General features: G+C 54.2%; 16 protein-coding genes and 1 tRNA gene. 13 read left to right on the top strand and 4 right to left on the bottom strand.

From position 1 onward, the window contains the following. Positions 1-7 precede the first annotated feature (7 nt). From WFN87_RS22615 to WFN87_RS22655, 9 genes are all read left to right on the top strand, one after another. Positions 8-1,036 (top strand): ABC transporter permease subunit, encoded by a 1,029-nt coding sequence (locus WFN87_RS22615; RefSeq protein WP_166878096.1) that lies wholly within the window; start codon positions 8-10, stop codon positions 1,034-1,036. An 87-nt stretch (positions 1,037-1,123) separates the two neighbouring features. After that, entirely contained in the window at positions 1,124-2,257 is a 1,134-nt protein-coding gene (locus tag WFN87_RS22620) for a Gfo/Idh/MocA family protein (protein WP_336983834.1), read from the top strand. A 9-nt stretch (positions 2,258-2,266) separates the two neighbouring features. Then, positions 2,267-4,180, top strand: a complete 1,914-nt coding sequence (locus tag WFN87_RS22625; RefSeq protein ID WP_008457031.1) for a bifunctional 5-dehydro-2-deoxygluconokinase/5-dehydro-2-deoxyphosphogluconate aldolase — start codon at positions 2,267-2,269, stop codon at positions 4,178-4,180. Between the two features lie 10 nt (positions 4,181-4,190). Next, positions 4,191-5,081 carry a myo-inosose-2 dehydratase gene (gene iolE, locus WFN87_RS22630; protein ID WP_336983835.1) on the top strand — a complete coding sequence of 297 codons (891 nt, stop codon included), beginning with the start codon at positions 4,191-4,193 and terminating at the stop codon, positions 5,079-5,081. A 9-nt stretch (positions 5,082-5,090) separates the two neighbouring features. Then, complete coding sequence (gene iolB, locus WFN87_RS22635; RefSeq protein WP_166995226.1) at positions 5,091-5,909, top strand: 5-deoxy-glucuronate isomerase; 819 nt, start codon at positions 5,091-5,093, stop codon at positions 5,907-5,909. A gap of 211 nt (positions 5,910-6,120) precedes the next feature. Beyond that, positions 6,121-7,983 (top strand): bifunctional glutathionylspermidine amidase/synthase, encoded by a 1,863-nt coding sequence (gene gss, locus WFN87_RS22640; protein WP_336983836.1) that lies wholly within the window; start codon positions 6,121-6,123, stop codon positions 7,981-7,983. Between the two features lie 515 nt (positions 7,984-8,498). Further along, on the top strand, positions 8,499-9,719 hold the full coding sequence (locus WFN87_RS22645; protein WP_336983837.1) for a phosphoadenosine phosphosulfate reductase: 1,221 nt from the start codon (positions 8,499-8,501) through the stop codon (positions 9,717-9,719). Continuing rightward, on the top strand, positions 9,719-10,345 hold the full coding sequence (locus WFN87_RS22650) for an IbrB-like domain-containing protein (RefSeq protein WP_336983838.1): 627 nt from the start codon (positions 9,719-9,721) through the stop codon (positions 10,343-10,345). The genes WFN87_RS22645 and WFN87_RS22650 overlap by 1 nt, the downstream gene beginning before the upstream one ends. A 229-nt stretch (positions 10,346-10,574) precedes the next feature. Then, on the top strand, positions 10,575-11,519 hold the full coding sequence (locus tag WFN87_RS22655) for a hypothetical protein (RefSeq protein ID WP_336983839.1): 945 nt from the start codon (positions 10,575-10,577) through the stop codon (positions 11,517-11,519). A 262-nt stretch (positions 11,520-11,781) separates the two neighbouring features. Here the strand turns inward: WFN87_RS22655 and WFN87_RS22660 are convergent. Continuing rightward, positions 11,782-11,857: transfer RNA gene (locus WFN87_RS22660), tRNA-Phe, on the bottom strand. Positions 11,858-12,289: 432 nt separating this feature from the next. On the opposite strand from WFN87_RS22660, the gene WFN87_RS22665 reads away from it, so the two are divergent. Beyond that, complete coding sequence (locus tag WFN87_RS22665; RefSeq protein ID WP_336983840.1) at positions 12,290-14,425, top strand: ornithine decarboxylase; 2,136 nt, start codon at positions 12,290-12,292, stop codon at positions 14,423-14,425. Positions 14,426-14,539: 114 nt separating this feature from the next. Here WFN87_RS22665 and mltC read toward each other — a convergent pair whose 3' ends face one another. Genes mltC through mutY form a run of 3 tightly spaced genes read right to left on the bottom strand, consistent with a single transcriptional unit; the run spans position 14,540 to position 17,023 of the window. Beyond that, a complete protein-coding gene (gene mltC / locus WFN87_RS22670) occupies positions 14,540-15,619 on the bottom strand; it encodes a membrane-bound lytic murein transglycosylase MltC (protein ID WP_008461527.1) in 1,080 nt (359 codons plus the stop codon). Positions 15,620-15,662: 43 nt separating this feature from the next. Continuing rightward, complete coding sequence (locus WFN87_RS22675) at positions 15,663-15,938, bottom strand: oxidative damage protection protein (RefSeq protein ID WP_008461529.1); 276 nt, start codon at positions 15,936-15,938, stop codon at positions 15,663-15,665. Positions 15,939-15,940: 2 nt separating this feature from the next. After that, positions 15,941-17,023, bottom strand: coding sequence for an A/G-specific adenine glycosylase (gene mutY / locus WFN87_RS22680; protein WP_336983841.1), 1,083 nt, complete (start codon positions 17,021-17,023; stop codon positions 15,941-15,943). Positions 17,024-17,178: 155 nt separating this feature from the next. On the opposite strand from mutY, the gene trmB reads away from it, so the two are divergent. The 3 genes from trmB to WFN87_RS22695 all read left to right on the top strand — a co-directional run bounded on the left by trmB (position 17,179) and on the right by WFN87_RS22695 (position 19,009). Beyond that, on the top strand, positions 17,179-17,898 hold the full coding sequence (gene trmB, locus WFN87_RS22685) for a tRNA (guanosine(46)-N7)-methyltransferase TrmB (protein WP_166868480.1): 720 nt from the start codon (positions 17,179-17,181) through the stop codon (positions 17,896-17,898). Then, positions 17,898-18,224 carry a YggL family protein gene (locus WFN87_RS22690; RefSeq protein ID WP_008461534.1) on the top strand — a complete coding sequence of 109 codons (327 nt, stop codon included), beginning with the start codon at positions 17,898-17,900 and terminating at the stop codon, positions 18,222-18,224. The genes trmB and WFN87_RS22690 overlap by 1 nt, the downstream gene beginning before the upstream one ends. Before the next feature lie 68 nt (positions 18,225-18,292). Then, positions 18,293-19,009, top strand: coding sequence for a DUF2884 domain-containing protein (locus WFN87_RS22695; protein ID WP_008461536.1), 717 nt, complete (start codon positions 18,293-18,295; stop codon positions 19,007-19,009). The last annotated feature ends 139 nt before the right edge of the window (positions 19,010-19,148 follow it).

A 19,148-nucleotide genomic window follows, 5' to 3' on the forward strand; every position in this document is an offset into this window, starting at 1 on the left:
GGAGCCCATGACGCAGATGATTACCAAAACCCAGACGCCGGCAAAAAGTGCCTCACGCTTCGATCCGATCGCTTTCTTCGAGCGCTTCGGGGTGCTGATCTTCATGTTCCTGCTGCTGATCTTCTTCCAGTCGCAGAACAGCAACTTCCTATCCGAACGTAATATTTTCAACATCCTGACCGAGGTTTCTATCTACGGGATCATCGCGGTGGGCATGACCTTTGTCATTCTCACGGCGGGTATCGATCTGTCGGTGGGTTCGATCCTGGCCGTGTGCGCGATGACCGCAGCCTACGTGATCAAGGGGGATAACTTTACCACTGTCGATCCGAACGCCTGGGGCGGCTTTAGCTGGCTGCTGGGGTTGGGGATTTGCCTGGCGCTCGGCACGCTGATTGGGTTCCTGCACGGTCTGGGCGTCACTCGCCTGCGTCTGCCGCCGTTCATTGTCACGCTGGGCGGGATGACTATCTGGCGCGGCCTGACGCTGGTGATCAACGACGGCGCGCCAATTGCCGGGTTTGATGCCGGCTACCGCTGGTGGGGACGCGGCGAAATGCTCGGCATCTCGATACCTATCTGGATCTTCGCCATCGTCTCGATTCTGGGCTATCTGGCGCTGCACAAAACTCGCTGGGGACGCTTTGTGTATGCCATCGGCGGCAACCCGGAAGCGGCTCGCCTCGCCGGGGTTAACGTGAGGCGCGTGCTGGTTAGCGTGTATGTGGTGATTGGCTGTCTTGCCGGGCTGGCGGGCTTTGTGCTCAGCGCCCGATTGGGCAGCGCTGAAGCGGTCGCGGGGATCTCCTTCGAGCTGCGCGTTATCGCCTCGGTGGTGATCGGCGGGACATCGCTGATGGGCGGCTACGGGCGGATCAGCGGCACGATCATCGGCGCCATCATCATGGGGATCCTGATTAATGGCCTGGTGCTGATGAACGTGTCGGCCTACTACCAGCAGATCATTACCGGGCTGATTATCGTACTGGCGGTGGCGTTTGATACTTACGCCAAGAACCGGCGCGGCGCGCTGTAGGGATTGCCCCTCATCCTAACCCTCTCCCATTCAGGGAGAGGGCTGGGGTGAGGGTACAAAGGCTGGTCACGATTTCAGGAACAACACATGAAAAAGGTCAGAATTGGTTTAATCGGCACCGGTTACATCGGCAAAGCCCACGCCATCGCCTACGCCCAGGCGCCGACGGTCTTTGACCTGCAGGGCGAACTGGTGCGTGAAATGGTAGCGGAAGTCACGCCGGAGCTGGCGGCAAAACGCGCCGCGGCGCTTGGGTTTAATCGCTCCACCGGCGACTGGCGCGAACTGGTGGCGGACCCGAACATTGACGTGGTGGACATTTGTTCCCCAAACCACCTGCATAAAGAGATGGCGCTGGAAGCGATTCGCCACGGCAAGCACGTCTATTCAGAAAAGCCGCTGGCGCTTAACGCCCGCGACGCACGCCTGATGGTGGATGCTGCCGATTTGGCTGGAGTGAAGACATTGGTCGGCTTCAACTACATGAAGAACCCGACGGCGCAGCTGGCAAAGCAGATCATTGCACGCGGTGAGATCGGGGAAGTGATCCACTTCTACGGTACCCACAATGAAGACTATATGGCCGATCCGCTTTCGCCGATCCACTGGCACTGTTTCAAAGAAACCGCCGGGCTTGGCGCGCTGGGGGATCTGGCGGCGCACATCGTCAATATGGCGCAGTACCTGGTGGGCGATATCCACGAAGTCTGCGGTGACCTGAAAATCGTGGTGCCGGAGCGCCCGGCTTCCGCTGGCAGCAGCGAGATGATCGCCGTGGAAAACGAAGATCAGGCCCACGCGATGGTGCGTTTTGAAGGCGGTGCCCAGGGCGTGATCGAAACATCACGTGTCGCCAGCGGTAGAAAAATGGGGCTGACCTGGACAATCACCGGCACGAAAGGGGCGTTGAGCTTTACTCAGGAACGCATGGCGGAGCTGAAACTTTATCTGCAAAGCGATCCCGAAGGCCGCCAGGGGTTCCGCACGCTGCTGGTTGGTCCGGCTCACCCGGATTACGGCTCGTTCTGTATGGGGGCGGGGCACGGCATTGGCTTTAACGATCAAAAAACGGTGGAAGTACGCGATCTGATCGACGGCATTGCCACTGATAAGCCGATGTGGCCGGACTTTGAAGAGGGCTGGAAGGTGTCGCGCATTCTCGACGCTATCGCCCTGTCACACCAGCAGGGGCGCTGGGTCAACGTATCTGACATTGTCTGAGGACGAAGCATGAAAGAAAAGCAGTTGGATCTGATTTGCATGGGGCGGGTCGCGGTAGATCTCTACAGCCAGCAGATTGGTGCGCGGCTGGAAGATGCCAGCAGCTTCGCCCGTTATCTTGGCGGCTCCTCCGGCAATGTGGCCTACGGTACCGCTCGCCAGGGGCTGAAATCTTCCATGCTGGCGCGCGTTGGCGACGAGCACATGGGGCGCTTTCTGCGCGAAGAACTTAGCCAGGTCGGCTGCGACACCAGCCATTTAATTACCGACAAAGAGCGGCTGACGGCGCTGGTGCTGCTGGGCATCAAAGATCGCGACACTTTCCCGCTGATTTTTTATCGCGACAACTGCGCGGATATGGCGATTACGGCGGACGATTTCAGCGAAGAGTACATTGCCTCTGCCCGCTGCCTGGCGATTACCGGCACGCACCTCTCAAACCCGCGTACCCGTGAGGCGGTGCTGACTGCGCTGAGCTATGCCCGCCGGAACGATGTTCGCACCGTGCTGGATATTGATTATCGCCCGGTGCTGTGGGGGCTGACCTCCCTCGGCGACGGCGAGACGCGCTTTGTTGAAGCCGAACAGGTCACAACCCAGCTGCAAACGGTTCTGCATCTTTTTGATGTGATTGTCGGCACCGAAGAAGAATTCCACATTGCCGGCGGGTCAATCGACACGCTCGCGGCACTGAAAAAAGTGCGGCAGAACACCGAGGCGACGTTGGTCTGTAAGCGAGGCGCGCAAGGTTGTTCCGTGTTCCTCGGGCTGATCCCTGACTCGCTGGATGGCGGGATAAACGTCAGCGGCGTGCGCGTGGAAGTGCTCAACGTGCTGGGCGCGGGGGACGCGTTCATGTCCGGCCTGCTGCGCGGCTACCTCAATGACGAAGGCTGGGAGCAGGCCTGCCGCTATGCCAATGCCTGCGGTGCACTGGTGGTTTCACGCCATGGCTGCGCCCCGGCGATGCCAAGCAAAATTGAGCTGGATGATTACCTTTCGCGTGAACATCAGGTGCCTCGCCCGGATCTCGACGCACGCCTGAATCACCTGCACCGCGTCACCACGCGTCGACGCCAGTGGCCGGAACTCTGCGTGATGGCGTTCGATCACCGCAGCCAACTGGAAGAGATGGCGCTGAAAAGCGGCGCGGATTTACGCCGAATTCCGGTGCTTAAACAATTGATTTTACAGGCTAGCCGCGAAGCCGCTCAGCGTGCCGAGCTGGAGGGCAAAGCCGGGCTGTTGTGCGACGGCACCTTCGGCCAGGACGCGCTGAATTCCATCACCGGTGAAGGCTGGTGGATCGGTCGCCCGATTGAGCTGCCAGGGTCACGCCCGCTGGAAATGGAACATGGCAACATCGGTTCGCAGCTGATTAGCTGGCCGCAGGAACACATTGTTAAGTGCCTGGTCTTTTTCCACCCGGAAGATGCCCACGCTCTGCGTCTGGAGCAGGAGCAGAAGATTGCCGAAGTGTACCGCGCCTGCTGCCAGTCGGGCCACGAGCTGCTGCTGGAAGTTATCCTCCCGGCGAATATGCCGCGCAGCGACGAGCTTTATCTCAGAGCCGTTTCCCGCTTCTACAACCTTGGCATCTACCCGGACTGGTGGAAGTTGCCGCCGCTGAGCAGCGCTGGCTGGGCGGCCCTGAGCGAGCTGGTGGATAAACGCGATCCCCACTGCCGCGGCGTGGTGATCCTCGGCCTGGATGCCCCGGTAGAGGTGCTGCGTGATGGCTTCAATGCCGCCGCTAATTACCCGATTGTGAAAGGCTTTGCGGTAGGGCGCACGCTGTTTGGCGAAGCCTCGCAGGCCTGGTTAAAACGCGATATCGACGATGCGCAGCTGGTGGCGCGCATCCGTGACAATTACCTGCGGCTGATCGCCCTGTGGCGCGAGCGCGGCCAGCATAAACAATAAGGAGAGCATTATGACCGTGCATTTAGGCATTAACCCGCTGACCTGGACCAATGACGATCTGCCTTCTTTGGGCGCCGACACGCCGCTGGACACCTGCCTGAGCGAAGGAAAAGAGGCCGGATTTGAAGGTTTTGAACTGGGGAATAAATTCCCGCGAGAGGCCGGCGTGCTGGGGCCGATTCTCGATAAGCATGATTTGAAGCTGGTCTCCGGCTGGTATTCTGGCCGTTTGCTTGAGCGCTCCGTTGAGCAGGAAATTGAGGCCGTGCAGCCGCACCTGACGCTGCTGCGCGAACTGGGGGCGAAGGTGTTGGTATTTGCAGAAGTCACCCACTGCATTCACGGTGAGCAGCAAACTCCGGTGCATTTACGGCCCCGTTTCCCTGCCGAACGCTGGCAGGAGTACGGCGAAAAGCTTACCGCGTTCGCCCGTTATACCCAGCAGCAGGGCGTGCAAATTGCCTATCACCACCATATGGGAACGGTGATTGAGAGCGCGGATGACGTGAATAATTTGATGGTTCACACAGGGCCGGAAGTCGGGCTGCTGCTGGATACCGGGCATCTGACTTTTGCAGGGGCCGATCCGCTGGCGATGGCCGAGCGCTGGATCTCGCGCATTAACCACGTGCATTGCAAAGATGTGCGCGCTGGCGTGCTGGCGGACGTGAAAAACCGCAAAACCAGCTTCCTGGATGCGGTCCTGAGCGGCGTATTTACCGTGCCGGGCGATGGCTGCGTGAACTACCCGCCGATCATGGCGCTGCTGAAAAAGCATGGCTATCAGGGCTGGCTGGTAGTTGAGGCCGAGCAGGATCCGGCGGTGGCACACCCGATGACCTACGCGCGTCTGGGCTACGCTAATTTGAGCCGTTTTGCTCGCGAAGCCGGGCTGATTTAAGGAGGGAGCATGGCCGAATTACTTTCCCGCTGGCAGCAGCCGGACGCGCAGGGGCAGACGCAGTGCGTCACGCCGGAAAACGCGGGCTGGGGCTACGTGGGATTCGCCGCTTATCAGCTTCAGGAAGGGCAGGTTCTGGAACTGCCCGCCGTGGAGGAAGAGCGCTGCCTGGTGCTGGTCGCAGGACGTGCGACGGTGGACACGCCGCTCGCTCGCTTCCCTGAAATAGGCGACCGCATGAGCCCGTTTGAGCGCCGTAAACCCTGGGCCGTGTACGTGACGTCCGGCGAGGGGGTTAAGGTTCTGGCGCTCACCGCGCTCGAACTGGCCGTTTGCTCCGCGCCGGGTAAAGGGACTTATGCCACGCGGCTCATTGCCCCGCAGGATATTGATGCCGAGGCGCGCGGTAAAGGCCACAACCAGCGCTATGTCCACAATATTCTGCCGGAGGATAAGCCCGCCGACAGCCTGCTGGTGGTGGAGGTGTATACCAACGAGGGCTGCACCAGCTCGTACCCGAGCCACAAGCATGACACCGATAATCCGCCCAACGAAACCTATCTCGAAGAGACTTATTATCACCGCCTCAACCCGCCGCAGGGGTTCTGTCTGCAGCGTGTGTATACCGATGACCGCTCGTTGGATGAGTGCATGGCGGTGTACGACAAAGACGTGGTGAAAGTGCCGAAAGGCTACCATCCGGTGGCGACGATGGCCGGGTACGACAGCTATTACCTGAACGTGATGGCGGGGCCGGTACGCAAGTGGATGTTTACCTGGGAGAAAGATCACGCCTGGGTTAACGGCAGCGAGTACGGGAACAAATAAACTGGCTGAGTCACTTTTTAACAAAGGCTGCCCGCTGAGGCAGCCTTTTTCTTTGGGCCCCGACCTGCCGGAATATGTCTGTTTAAACGAAGCGCGACTGCACAAAACCGTTGGCAGAGGTGTATGATAACGGCTTCTCTGTCAGGTTAATTTTAACGTGCAGACGACAATCCGCGTGACCTTTGCCGCCTGCCTGATTTAGGTTGGACACATGCATACAGGAACACCAGACAACGATTCGCCCTTTGGTACACTTCTGGGCTATGCGCCGGGTGGCGTAGCGATTTACTCCTCTAATTACGGCAGCCTCGACCCGAAAAATTACCCCGAAGACGCGGAGTTTCGCAGCTACATCGGCAACGAATACATGGGCCACAAATGGCAGTGCGTAGAGTTTGCCCGCCGCTTTCTCTTCTTAAACTACGGCTTTGTCTTCACCGACGTTCACATGGCGTGGGAAATCTTCTCGCTGCGTTTTTTACGTCAGGTGGTGAACGACAATATTCTGCCGCTGCAGGCCTTTGCGAATGGCTCAAAACGAGCGCCGGAGGCGGGCGCGTTGCTTATCTGGCAGAAGGGCGGCGAGTTTCATGAAACCGGCCATGTCGCGGTGATCACTCAGCTTATCGGCAATAAAGTGCGCATTGCCGAACAGAACGTGGTTCATGCGCCGTTACCCGCCGGACAGCAGTGGACGCGCGAATTAACCCTGGTTGAACGCGACGGCCACTACACGCTGCAGGATACGTTTGCCGACACGTCGATTCTTGGCTGGATGATTCAAACTGAAGAGACGACCGACAGCGAGCCGCAGCCGGAAATCGGCGGTGAAGCGCTAAAAATTGGTGGGGCTCGTCTGGCCAATAAGCGCCAGTTCGACGGCAAATGGCTGAATGAAAAAGATGAGCTTCAACTGGCCTATATACAGGCCAATGGCCACATTATTAATAAAGATCCTTGCCAGTATTTCACTATTACCGAAAGCGCCGAGCAGGAACTGATCAAGGCCACCAACGAGCTACACCTGATGTACCTGCACGCCACGGATAAAGTGCTGAAAGACGACAGTCTTCTGGCACTCTTTGATATTCCCAAAATTCTCTGGCCGCGTCTGAGACTTTCCTGGCAATGGCGCCGCCACCAGATGGTCAGCGGCCGCATGGATTTTTGCATGGATGAGCGCGGGCTGAAGGTGTACGAATACAACGCCGATTCAGCCTCCTGCCACACCGAAAGTGGGCTTATCCTTGAGGAGTGGGTTAAGACGGGATACCGGGGAACCGGGCATAATCCGGCGGAAGGGTTGCTGGAAGAGCTTACCGGGGCCTGGAAGCACAGCAGCGCCCGGCCGTTTGTCCATATTATGCAGGACAATGACGCCGAGGAGGATTACCACGCGTTGTTTATGCAGCGTTCGCTGATGCAGGCCGGGTTTGACACCAAAATATTGCACGGCCTGGGCGAGCTGAGCTGGGACAGCGCCGGGCAGCTTATTGATAATGACGGCCGGGCGGTGAACTGTGTCTGGAAAACCTGGGCGTGGGAAACCGCGATTGAGCAAATTCGTGAGGTTAGCGAAACCGAATATGCCGCCGTGCCGATCCGTACCGGCCATCCACAGGGAGAAGTGCGCCTGATTGACGTCTTGCTTCGCCCGGAAGTGCTGGTGTTTGAACCGCTGTGGACGGTGATCCCCGGTAATAAAGCCATTCTGCCGGTGCTCTGGCAGCTGTTCCCGAACCACCGTTACCTGCTGGATACGGATTTCGAGGTGAACAACCTGCTGTTAAAAACCGGCTACGCGGTGAAGCCAATTGCCGGGCGCTGCGGCAGCAATATCGATCTGGTCAGCCACCATGATGAACTGCTGGATAAAACCAGCGGCAAGTTCGTGGATCGCAAGAATATCTATCAGCAGCTGTGGTGCCTGCCGAAGGTGGATGGCAAGTACATCCAGGTCTGCACTTTTACCGTGGGCGGCAGCTACGGTGGCACTTGCCTGCGTGGCGATGATTCGCTGGTGATTAAAAAAGAGAGCGATATCGAGCCGCTGATTGTGGTCAAAGACAGGTAGCGGTTGATCGTCCCTAAGGATGAGTTGATGGCCCGGATGCTGCTTCGATCCGGGCAAGTCGCCCGCTTATACTACGGTAGTTCATCTATTCTGTTTCGGCATAGCCTGCGCTATTTCTTATTTCTATCGTGGTTATCCATTTTATTAATCTGCAATTATTTTAATAAAATTAACGCCAGGCTGTAGATAGGGCTTCTTTGATTTTTTGTTGATGTGTTTTTTTTGTTTGCATTTTAAATATAGATAATTCAATTGATTACGGTTTTTTCTTGATGATTTTAAATTTTTATTGTCTGGGGTTGAGGCTGGATATAACATAACCGCACTGCGGTATTGATGGTGTTTATATAAAATATGCGAATCATAATTTATGTAAATGTTTTATCCGGAGAGCGTGGTTTTCCTGGCGGAGGATATTACCAGGCTGGTGCGCTAAGATATCCTGGGTGGATTGAACGAAATGCAGGGATTTTGCTGTCGTAGTAATGTTGAGACAGCAGTAAAAGGGAGTTTTTGTGAGAAAAGATAAAAAAATCATTCTTGATGATAATGTTCTTAATGCTTCTAAAAAGAGAATCGATTGGATATTCGATACCTTTGATCAGGTCTGCGTCTCTTTTTCCGGTGGAAAGGATTCCAGCGTGCTTTTTCACCTTGTGGCTGAAATCGCTCGCCGCCGGGAGCGTCAGTTTGACGTGCTATTTATCGACTGGGAAGTTCAGTTCCAGTATACCATCGACCATGTATTGCGACTCAGGCAGCAATATGACGATATCGTTGGGCATTTTTACTGGGTCGCTTTGCCGCTAACCACGGTGAACGGGGTTTCGCAGGCTCAGCCGGAATGGATTTGCTGGGAGGAGGGCGTGGAATGGGTTCGCCGGCCGCCAGAAGACGCCATTACCGATCCAAACTTCTTCCCCTTCTATCGCTATGGCATGACCTTTGAAGAGTTTATGCCAGCGTTCTCGCGCTGGCTTTCCGGCGATAAAGGTCTGGCCACGTTAACCGGTATCCGGGCCGACGAATCCCTCAACCGTTTTTTAGCGCTGGCTTCACAAAGCAAAACCCGCTATGCCGATGATAAGCCCTGGACTACGGCCAGCCGGGAGGGCAATTTTTGTGTCGCTTATCCTTTGTACGACTGGAAGGTACGGGACATCTGGATTTTTAACGGCAAATACAAAGCTGCCGGAAACCCGCTTTATGACCTGATGTATCGCGCCGGTGTCCCTATGAAAGCGATGAGGGTGTGTGAACCTTTTGGCCCGGAGGCGCGCCGTGGGCTTTGGCTCTACCATGTTCTGGAGCCGGAAACCTGGTCCCGGGTATGCATGCGCGTAGCTGGCGCCAATAGCGGCGCTATTTATGCGCACCAGAGCGGTTCTTTCTATGCCCGCAATACTAGCATCACAAAACCGAACCATTTAACCTGGCAAGAGTACGCCATGTTTTTACTGGCATCGATGCCGGAAAAAACGGCGGAGCATTACAAGAATAAAATTGCCATTTATTTAAAATGGTATAGAGAACGAGAGTTTCCAGAAAACATCCCTGATGAACAGGATAAAGATTCCGGCTCGAGAGATATACCCTCGTGGCGACGGATATGTAAGACGCTATTAAAGAATGACTTTTGGTGTCGGACGCTATCATTTAGCCCTAATAAGCCACAGCACTACAACCGGTACCTTGAAAGGATACAAAAGAAACGACAAATGTGGGGGATCCTCTGATGCTTAATACGCTATTAAAACAACTGGATAATTATCTTTCTTCCGTCGAATCGGATGAGTCAAAAGTGGACGCAATAAATGAAGTCAAAAAAGTCATGCATCAGCACAGCCCTTTTAAAAAAGAGCCGGTTGATTGTGTCCTTTGGGTTCGTGAGGGCGATATTGTGGCCAATGATTATAACCCTAACGTTATGGCGCCCGTTGAACGAAGCTTGTTACAGCTTTCAATTGAGACAGATGGATTCACTCAGCCTATTGTGGTGACGCCGCTGAAAGATAAGTTTCAGGTCGTGGATGGGTTTCACCGGCATTTGGTAGGAAAAACATCGCCTGTGGCAAAAAAGAGAATTAACGGTTTTTTTCCTATTACGGTGGTAAACCTGGAATCCAGTGGTGAAGCCGAATGTATTGCCGCGACGGTGCGTCATAACAGGGCGCGTGGAAAACATCAGGTAACGGCGATGTCCGATATTGTCCGCGATCTTTCCCGTCTGGGCTGGGATGATTTGAAAATCGGATCAGAATTAGGGATGGACGCTGATGAAGTGCTGCGCCTGAAGCAGATTAGCGGCCTGTCTGAGCTGTTCAGTAGCGAACAGTTTAGTGATGCGTGGACGATAAAATAGCGCGTTTTAAATAGTAAAAAAAACGCTTTTGGGGGGGGCTTTAAGTTGTGTGTCTGGACGATAAATATTGTAGGTGAAAATAATTAATGGCGTTACAAGAGTCTTAATTAATGTATGTTAATGTTTTAATGAACATATTTGGAAGTAGTTAAGCCAATTTTTGTTGAGTTTATATTTGATGGTGTTTAATGTGTTTTCAATGTTCACCATTTGTTAATGTAAGGTTTTTATGTTAAATATTAACTTGAAAAAGTTTGGCGAGAAACTTGATAAGAATAAAATTGCAAGGTTTAGAGATGAATATCTAAATAAAAGATATAGTGAGCTAGAGACCAAGAGAATACTCGATGGTTGGCGGCGGCGAATCGATATAAATGGCGATCTTAAAATTATTCATACTATCAGTGGCATCTGTAGTATGAGTCGAGCTGGTCGAGATATTATATCTCCATTCGAGCAACGTTCTGTTGAGTCGATCTTAAATAGTTGGGATGTTATTTCATGTTGCTGCGTTGCAAAAAAAATACCGGCTCGTTTAGCGGGATGTGGTATAGCACCGCTCCCTGTTGCATTGGACTTAAATGTACCTGTGCAAAATATTCTGGGCACTCACCTACAGGATGTGGCATTCCCTAATTTTGCGGGTAGAGAGGGAGCTGTTCCTTCAGGAGCACTGGTCGATAGTTACGCTTTGGCAGACGCTATATTTCAAGGGAAAAATAGGCCTACTAAAGGTAACTTTAGAATGAATAAACCTTATAATACTTTGTTATCCGTTGAGGAAATTCATCGTCAAATTAGGCGTCAACAAACTACGGCCGAGTACAATGAGATTTTAGTTGTTGGGCGAACTGGCCTGAATATATATTCTGGACTTCCTGCAACAGATAGAATCAGATTAAATGGAATATCTTACCGTCCTTTTTATGCAGGGATCAAAAGTCTTCTCTCCAGTGGACGGGTCGGTCCTCAACTGATAGAGATGGTTCTTAAAGATTTAGAATTTATTAAAAAATTACTGCGAGTAAATAATCTTAATGAATTTACTTGCTGTTGGTCGAAGGGAGGGTTGTTGCGCATAAATCCATTGAACCAGGTTATTATCAATGCTGGATTTGAGCAAAGCTCTTATTCTCCTGAAGTTTTTAAATTATCAAATTATAGTTTTGCCTAATATGCATTCTCAATATTAGCCCTGAAAGTTTGTATCGTGTAAAACGGGAGCGTTTTTGAACAGCGCTTGCGTTGGACCCTTATGGGGGGAGTCTCAGGGATGAAACGAATACTAAAACGTCGGGAACGTTTTTGAACAGCGCTTGCGCTGGCCCCTCATGGGGTGAGTCTCAGGGATGAGACGAATAATCGACTTTCAGTTCGATGCAGAGTCCGTTTCGCCAAAAGCAAAAAACCCGCCATAGGCGGGTTCTTCTAAATAGTGGTGCCCGGACTCGGAATCGAACCAAGGACACGGGGATTTTCAATCCCCTGCTCTACCGACTGAGCTATCCGGGCAACGGGGCGCATTAAACCGTAAACCCCATTCCGCGTCAATGGCTTTGTTGCACAGCACGGTGCGTTTGCCTGATTTATGTGCGGGCTGTTACAGACTTCATGTTGAACCCCCTGGCAGAAGGTGCCATGATTGCGCCAGTTTTCTTATCCACTACGGGGCGCCTTGATGTTCACTCTCAATTCCCATGCATCTTTCGGGATGGCGCTCGTCCGTGCGGCTATAACCTTCCGAAGTCCCTTGCTCACCATGCGGTGAGGGCAATGCTTGCTCGCTGCAGGACATCAGTAAAATCAGGCATCGCCTGGTTTTACTGATGTCTGGCGGTCGAAGTGGATTCACACCTAAGACCTTCAGAACGCCTTCGTTGGGGAATTTTCCCTTTGCCGTGCCGGTTGGCACTCACTCATCCTTGCAGACGGGGATTTGTGCTTATGAAATCACTGAAAATTGCCGCCAGCCACGACGTGGCTGCATTACTCTCAACGCATCGTGAAGTGGTCACACTCGACGAGACCGACTTCACCGATGTGGCGGCAGTTGTCATCTCCGTTGCGGACAGTCGCAGCGGCATTCTGGCCTTGCTGAAACGCACGGGTTTTAATTTGCCGGTGTTTATTTTTAGCGAAGCCGCCGTTGACGGTTTGCCTGCGGTAACCGGCGTGATTGCCGGGAAAGCGCAGGATTATCTGGAGCTGGAAACCGCGGCCAGCGGCTACGAAGAAGATCTGTTGCCACCGTTCTTCAACACGCTGACCAAATACGTGGCGATGGACAACAGCACTTTTGCCTGCCCGGGGCACCAGCACGGGAAATTCTTTAAAAAACACCCGGCGGGACGGCAGTTTTATGATTTCTTTGGTGAGAACGTATTTCGTGCCGACATGTGCAACGCGGACGTTAAGCTGGGTGACCTGCTGATCCACGAAGGCTCAGCTAAGCACGCGCAGAAGTTTGCCGCGAAAGTTTTCCACGCCGACAAAACTTATTTCGTGCTTAACGGTACCTCTGCGGCGAACAAAGTGGTGACCAATGCTCTGCTGACACGCGGCGATCTGGTGCTGTTTGACCGCAACAACCATAAATCAAACCACCACGGCGCACTCATCCAGGCCGGTGCTACGCCGGTTTATCTGGAAGCTTCCCGCAATCCCTTTGGCTTTATCGGCGGCATTGATGCGCACTGTTTTGATGAGAAATACCTGCGGGAGCTGATTACGGAAGTGGCACCTGAACGAGCACAGGAGGCAAGGCCTTTCCGCCTGGCGGTGATCCAGCTCGGCACCTATGACGGCACAATTTATAATGCTCGCCAGGTGGTAGATAACATCGGCCATCTGTGCGATTACATCCTCTTTGATTCGGCCTGGGTCGGCTACGAGCAGTTTATTCCGATGATGGCGGACTGTTCGCCGCTGTTACTGGAGCTGAATGAAAACGATCCGGGGATCTTTGTCACTCAGTCGGTTCACAAGCAGCAGGCCGGGTTCTCCCAGACTTCGCAGATCCATAAGAAAGATAACCATCTTCGCGGCCAGGCCCGTTTTTGCCCGCACAAGCGGCTGAACAATGCTTTCATGCTGCATGCTTCAACCAGCCCGTTTTACCCGCTGTTTGCTGCGCTGGATGTGAATGCCAAGATCCACGAGGGTGAAAGCGGTCGCCGCCTGTGGGCGGAATGCGTGGCGCTGGGCATTGAAGCGCGCAAGGCGATTATCGCCAACTGTAAGATGATCAAACCGTTTATTCCGCCGGAAGTGGCCGGGCGGCCGTGGCAGGATCACCCCACGGAGAAGATCGCTCAGGAGCGCCGCTTCTTCAGCTTTGAACCCGGTGAGCGCTGGCACGGTTTTGAAGGTTATGCGAAGGACGAATATTTTGTCGATCCCTGCAAGCTGCTTCTAACCACGCCGGGCATCGATCCCGAAACCGGACGCTACACCGAGTTCGGTGTGCCAGCGGCAATCCTCGCTAACTATCTGCGTGAAAACGGAATTGTGCCGGAGAAGTCGGATCTTAACTCGATCTTGTTCTTGCTTACCCCGGCGGAGAGCCACGAGAAGCTGGCTCAGCTGGTGGCCATGCTGGCGCAGTTTGAACAGCATATTGAGGACGACACGCCGCTGGCGGATGTGCTGCCCACGATTCATCAGAAATACCCGGTGCGCTACAAGGGCTACACCCTGCGCCAGCTTTGCCAGGAGATGCACGATCTGTACGTGAGTTTTGAGGTCAAAGAGCTGCAGAAGGCGATGTTCCGCAAGGAGAGCCTGCCTGCCGTGGTGGTGAACCCGCAGGACGCCAACATCGAGTTTATTCGCGGCAACGTGGAGCTGGTGCGCCTGAGCGAATCTGAAGGCCGTATCGCGGCGGAAGGCGCGTTGCCTTATCCTCCGGGCGTGCTTTGCGTGGTGCCGGGTGAAGTTTGGGGCGGGGCGGCACTGCGTTACTTCCTGGCGCTGGAAGAGGGCGTGAATATGCTGCCGGGCTTCTCCCCTGAGCTGCAGGGCGTGTACAGCGAGACGGATTCGGACGGCATTAAGCGGCTGTACGGCTACATGCTGAAGTAAGAGGGAATCGCCCCTCACCCCAGTCCTCTCCCCGAGGGAGCAGAAAAGGGTGAAGCAAGGCAGTCCCGAAATGTCCCCTCTCCCTTTTAGGGAGAGGGTTAGGGTGAGGGTAAATTACCGCCGGCGATAGCTCTTCTGGGCGTTATTCACTTTGTACAGGTAACGACGAGACTCTGCGGACGGATGGCGCGTGGTCAACGTTTGATAGACATCGCCCGGCGCCATGCTGTTAATCAGGCTAAACGCCTGCATCTTATCGTTAGAGAACACCCGCAGCACGCTGCCCGCGCCGCCGTTATAGGCCGTAATCACCGCATAGCGACGTGACGTTGGGTTATCAATCTGCCCCAGATAGCTGTTCTGCAAAATCGCCAGATAGGCCGTGCCGGTATCAATGTTGCTTTCCGGGTCGAACAGGAAGCTGCGGCTTGGTTTGCCCCATTTCCCCTGCGCCTTAAACACGTCGACCCCGGCGCTGTGCTGAACAACCTGCATCAGGCCCAGCGCATCCGCGTGGCTTACCGCATACGGGTTGAAGCTGGATTCCGTCTGCATGATTGCCAGAATCAATGACTCGTCCACGCCGTATTTCTTCGACGCTTTACGCACCATACCGATGTATTTATGTGCTCGTTTGTCGAGGTGGTTAGGCACAAGATTGATGGTCACGCTATAGACGATTTTCAGCCCGGTACTGCGCTTTTGCAGGCGTGTTTGCAGCAGGTAGTCGGCAAACTTCGTCGCACGGCCTTCCCAGCGAATGGGCTGGCCGGTGTTATCCACGACCTGCCCGTAAAGGAACGGCTCTTTGGAGATCTGGACGTCGTTGGCATCGGAATAGAGATCTATTGAGCCAGGATCGTCTCCCATCAGCAGGGTGGTAATGATGGCCTGGCGCAGGTGCGCGGCAGGATCGGTGCCCGCGATGGTCTCAACGGTGATGGTACCTTCATCAAAGTTGATGTGGCTACGCGTCAGATATTGGTCGGTGTATTTGACGTAATCTTTCGGGCCTGCGATCAGGACCTCTTTCATACCCCAGATATTTTCGATGTTGTTGGCAAACTGCCCCATCAAAATATCAAACCCGTTGGTGTCCTTTACGTAGGCTTCGTTAAAAGCGTCATCGCCTTTTTTACTGGAACAGGAGATCAGCAACGGGGCCACGAGAGCCAGCGCGAGAAGTTTTTTCATCATTCCGTGTATGCGTGTTGTGTTTGCAAAAAGGTGCCGACGATTACTGTTTTTCTGGCGGGGTGAAGCCTTCGATATGGACTTCTTTCCCTTCAAACAGGAAATTAACCATCTCGTTTTCCAGCTCTTTGCGGTGTTCCGGGTTCATCATGCTCATCTTTCTTTCATTGATCAGCATGGTCTGCTTGGACTGCCACTGCGCCCAGGCTTCTTTGGAGATTTCGTTGTAGATCCGCTTGCCCAGTTCGCCCGGGTACAGCTGGAAATCCTGGCCTTCAGCATCGCGCTGCAGGTAAGTACAAAAAATCGTTCTGCTCATGATTATTCCTCTTCTTCGGCACGAACGGGCGCTAAGGCAACCGGTTCGGCTCGTAATTGTTGTAGCAGGCGTTCCACGGGAGCCGCCAGCCCGACAGACGGTGGCTGGCCTAAGTTATACCAGAGAGCGGGGCCTTCATCCATGCAGGCGTCCATGGACGACACCGGAAGCCACATCGGCACAATGTCTAAATGGAAATGGCTAAAGGTGTGGCGGAAAGCCGTTAACTGCGTGAGATTATCTGCCGGAATACCTCTCTGCTCCAGCCAGCGATGTAATTCCTGTTCTTCAGCGAACTGTGGGAAGCAGAATAGGCCTCCCCATAGCCCGACCGCCGGGCGCTGCGCCAGGAAGACTTCATCGCCATGCTGCATCATCAGCATATAACCGGTGCGTTCAGGCAGCGTCACTTTAGGCTTCTTGCCGGGATAGTTCGCCCAGCTGTGGTTGGCATAGGCCACGCAGCCGTTGTTCAGCGGGCAAAGCTCGCATTTTGGCTTTGAGCGGGTGCAGACCATGGCCCCGAGGTCCATCATCGCCTGATTAAACTGGCTAACGCCCTGTGCAGGGGTCACGCGTTCGCTGATTTCCCAGAGGCGGTTTTCAACCTCTTTTTTGCCCGGCCAGCCGGAAACGGCATAGCAACGGGCGAGCACGCGCTTTACGTTGCCATCGAGAATCGGGAAGTGTTTACCCAACGAAAGAGACAGAATCGCGCCTGCGGTTGAGCGCCCGACGCCAGGCAGGTCGGCCACTTCGTCATACGTTTGAGGGAAAACGCCACCGTGTTTATTGGCAACCTGCTTAGCGGCTTTATGCAGATTGCGCGCGCGGGCGTAATAACCCAGCCCTGTCCACAGGTGCAGCACTTCGTCCAGCGGGGCGTTCGCCAGGTCGGTCACGGTGGGGAAACGCGCCATAAAGCGCTCAAAATAAGGGATGACCGTCGCGACCTGGGTTTGTTGCAACATTACCTCAGAGAGCCATACTTTATAAGGCGTTTTCTCCTGCTGCCACGGCAGGGTTTTGCGCCCATACTTGTGGTACCAGTCGAGGACTTGTTGGGCGAATTGAGGAGCTTGCATGGTCAACGCGGGATATCCGGCAAAGGTGTAATAAAGGAGCCGATTCCAGCACAGCGGCGTAAAGCTGTAAACCGGAACTTTCTGCCACTTGCTTCTCATCCTTAACTTTGGATAATGCCCGTTTCCCGAACACTAAGCGAAGCGTTAAGAAAACCATGAAGAATGACGTCATTTCACCGGAATTTAATGAAGAAGGCCGTGTGCTGCGCCGCATCCGCAGCTTTGTCCGTCGCCAGGGGCGTCTGACAAAAGGCCAGCAGCACGCGCTGGATAACTACTGGCCGGTGATGGGCGTTGAGTTCCAGGCCGAGCCTGCCGACTTTAGCGAGATTTTTGGCCGCGAAGCGCCGGTCACGCTGGAGATCGGTTTTGGTATGGGCACCTCGCTGGTAACCATGGCACAAACCAATCCACAGCATAACTATCTCGGTATTGAAGTGCATTCACCGGGCGTGGGCGCTTGTCTGAGCACCGCGCATGAGGCCGGCGTGGAGAACCTTCGTGTGATGTGCCACGACGCGGTGGAAGTGCTGGAAAACATGATTCCTGACAATTCTTTGAACATGGTTCAGCTGTTTTTCCCTGATCCATGGCATAAAGCACGTCATAATAAACGCCGTATCGTTCAGGCACCGTTTGCTGACCTGGTAAAACGCAAGCTGAAGCTGGGCGGCGTGTTCCATATGGCTACCGACTGGGAACCTTATGCTGAACATATGCTCGAAGTGATGTCCTCTATCGAAGGGTATAAAAACCAGTCGGAGAGTCACGACTACGTACCGCGTCCGGACTCACGTCCGGTAACCAAATTTGAACAACGTGGCCATCGTCTTGGTCACGGCGTATGGGACTTAATGTTCGAGAGGGTGAAATAATGGCAAAGAATCGTAGCCGTCGTCTGCGTAAGAAAATGCACATCGAAGAGTTCCAGGAACTGGGGTTCTCGATTGCCTGGCGCTTCCCGGAGGGCACTTCCGAAGAGCAAATTGATAAAACCGTGGACGAGCTGATCGCCGAAGTGATCGCGCCGAACAAGCTGGCGTTTGACGGCAGCGGTTACCTGGTCTGGGAAGGTCTGGTGTGCATGGAAGAGATTGGCAAATGCACCGAAGAGCATCAGGCGCTGGTGCGTAAATGGTTAGAAGACCGCAAACTCGAAGATGTTCGCATCAGCGATCTGTTCGACGTCTGGTGGGATTAAGCTTTAGCAAAAACAGGCTGGTTAATTAACCGGCCTTTTTTTCAGGAGCTGATTTTTCAGGAGAAAATATGATCCGTAAGGTTCTTTTAGGCGCGCTGCTGGTCACCGCCGCTTCGGCACACGCGGACTATCAGTGCAGCGTCAATCCACGTGATGACGTGGTGATTAACCCGCAGTCCGTGCAGGTTGTGGGTGAGAACGGCAATCTGGTCATCGCGCCTGACGGCAGCGTGCAATACAACGGTGTTCAGAAGACGCTGACCGCTGCACAGCGCCAGCAGGCGCTGAACTACCAGAAAGCCCTGCGCACGGATTTACCGTGGATCGATAATGGGGCTCGCTCTCGCGTAGAGAAAAGCCGCGTCGCGCTGGACGGCATTATTGCTAAACAGGTCGGGGAAAGCAGCAGCATGCGTAATCGCCTGACCAAGCTGGATGCCCAGCTAAAAGAGCAGATGAACCGGATTATTGAGCGCCGTCAGGACGGGCTGACGTTCCATTATAAAGCGGTCGATCAGGTAAGAGCCGATGGCCAGCAGTTGGTGAACCAGGCGATGGGCGGCATTCTGCAGGACAGCATTAATGAAATGGGCGCGCAGGCGGTGCTGAAAGGCGGCGGCAACCCGCTGCAGAATGTACTGGGTAACCTGGGCGGTCTGCAAACGGCGGTTCAGAACGAATGGAATAATCAGCAGGCTGATTTTGAACAGTTCGGCCACGAGGTGTGTAACCGGGTGGTGTCGCTGGAAAATCAGCGTAAAGGGCTTGTGGGGGCGCTGAAGTAATTTTCCCCTCACCCTAACCCTCTCCCCTTGTACGGTCCGGGGACATCGTGAACACTTGTTCGGGGACATGGTAGACACTTACAACTAAGGCATAAGAACCCGTTTATGGAGCCGCTTATGCCGTGGGATGCGAGAGATA

This window comes from Cedecea sp. AS113, assembly GCF_037152415.1.
In the GTDB taxonomy this organism is placed as follows: domain Bacteria; phylum Pseudomonadota; class Gammaproteobacteria; order Enterobacterales; family Enterobacteriaceae; genus Cedecea.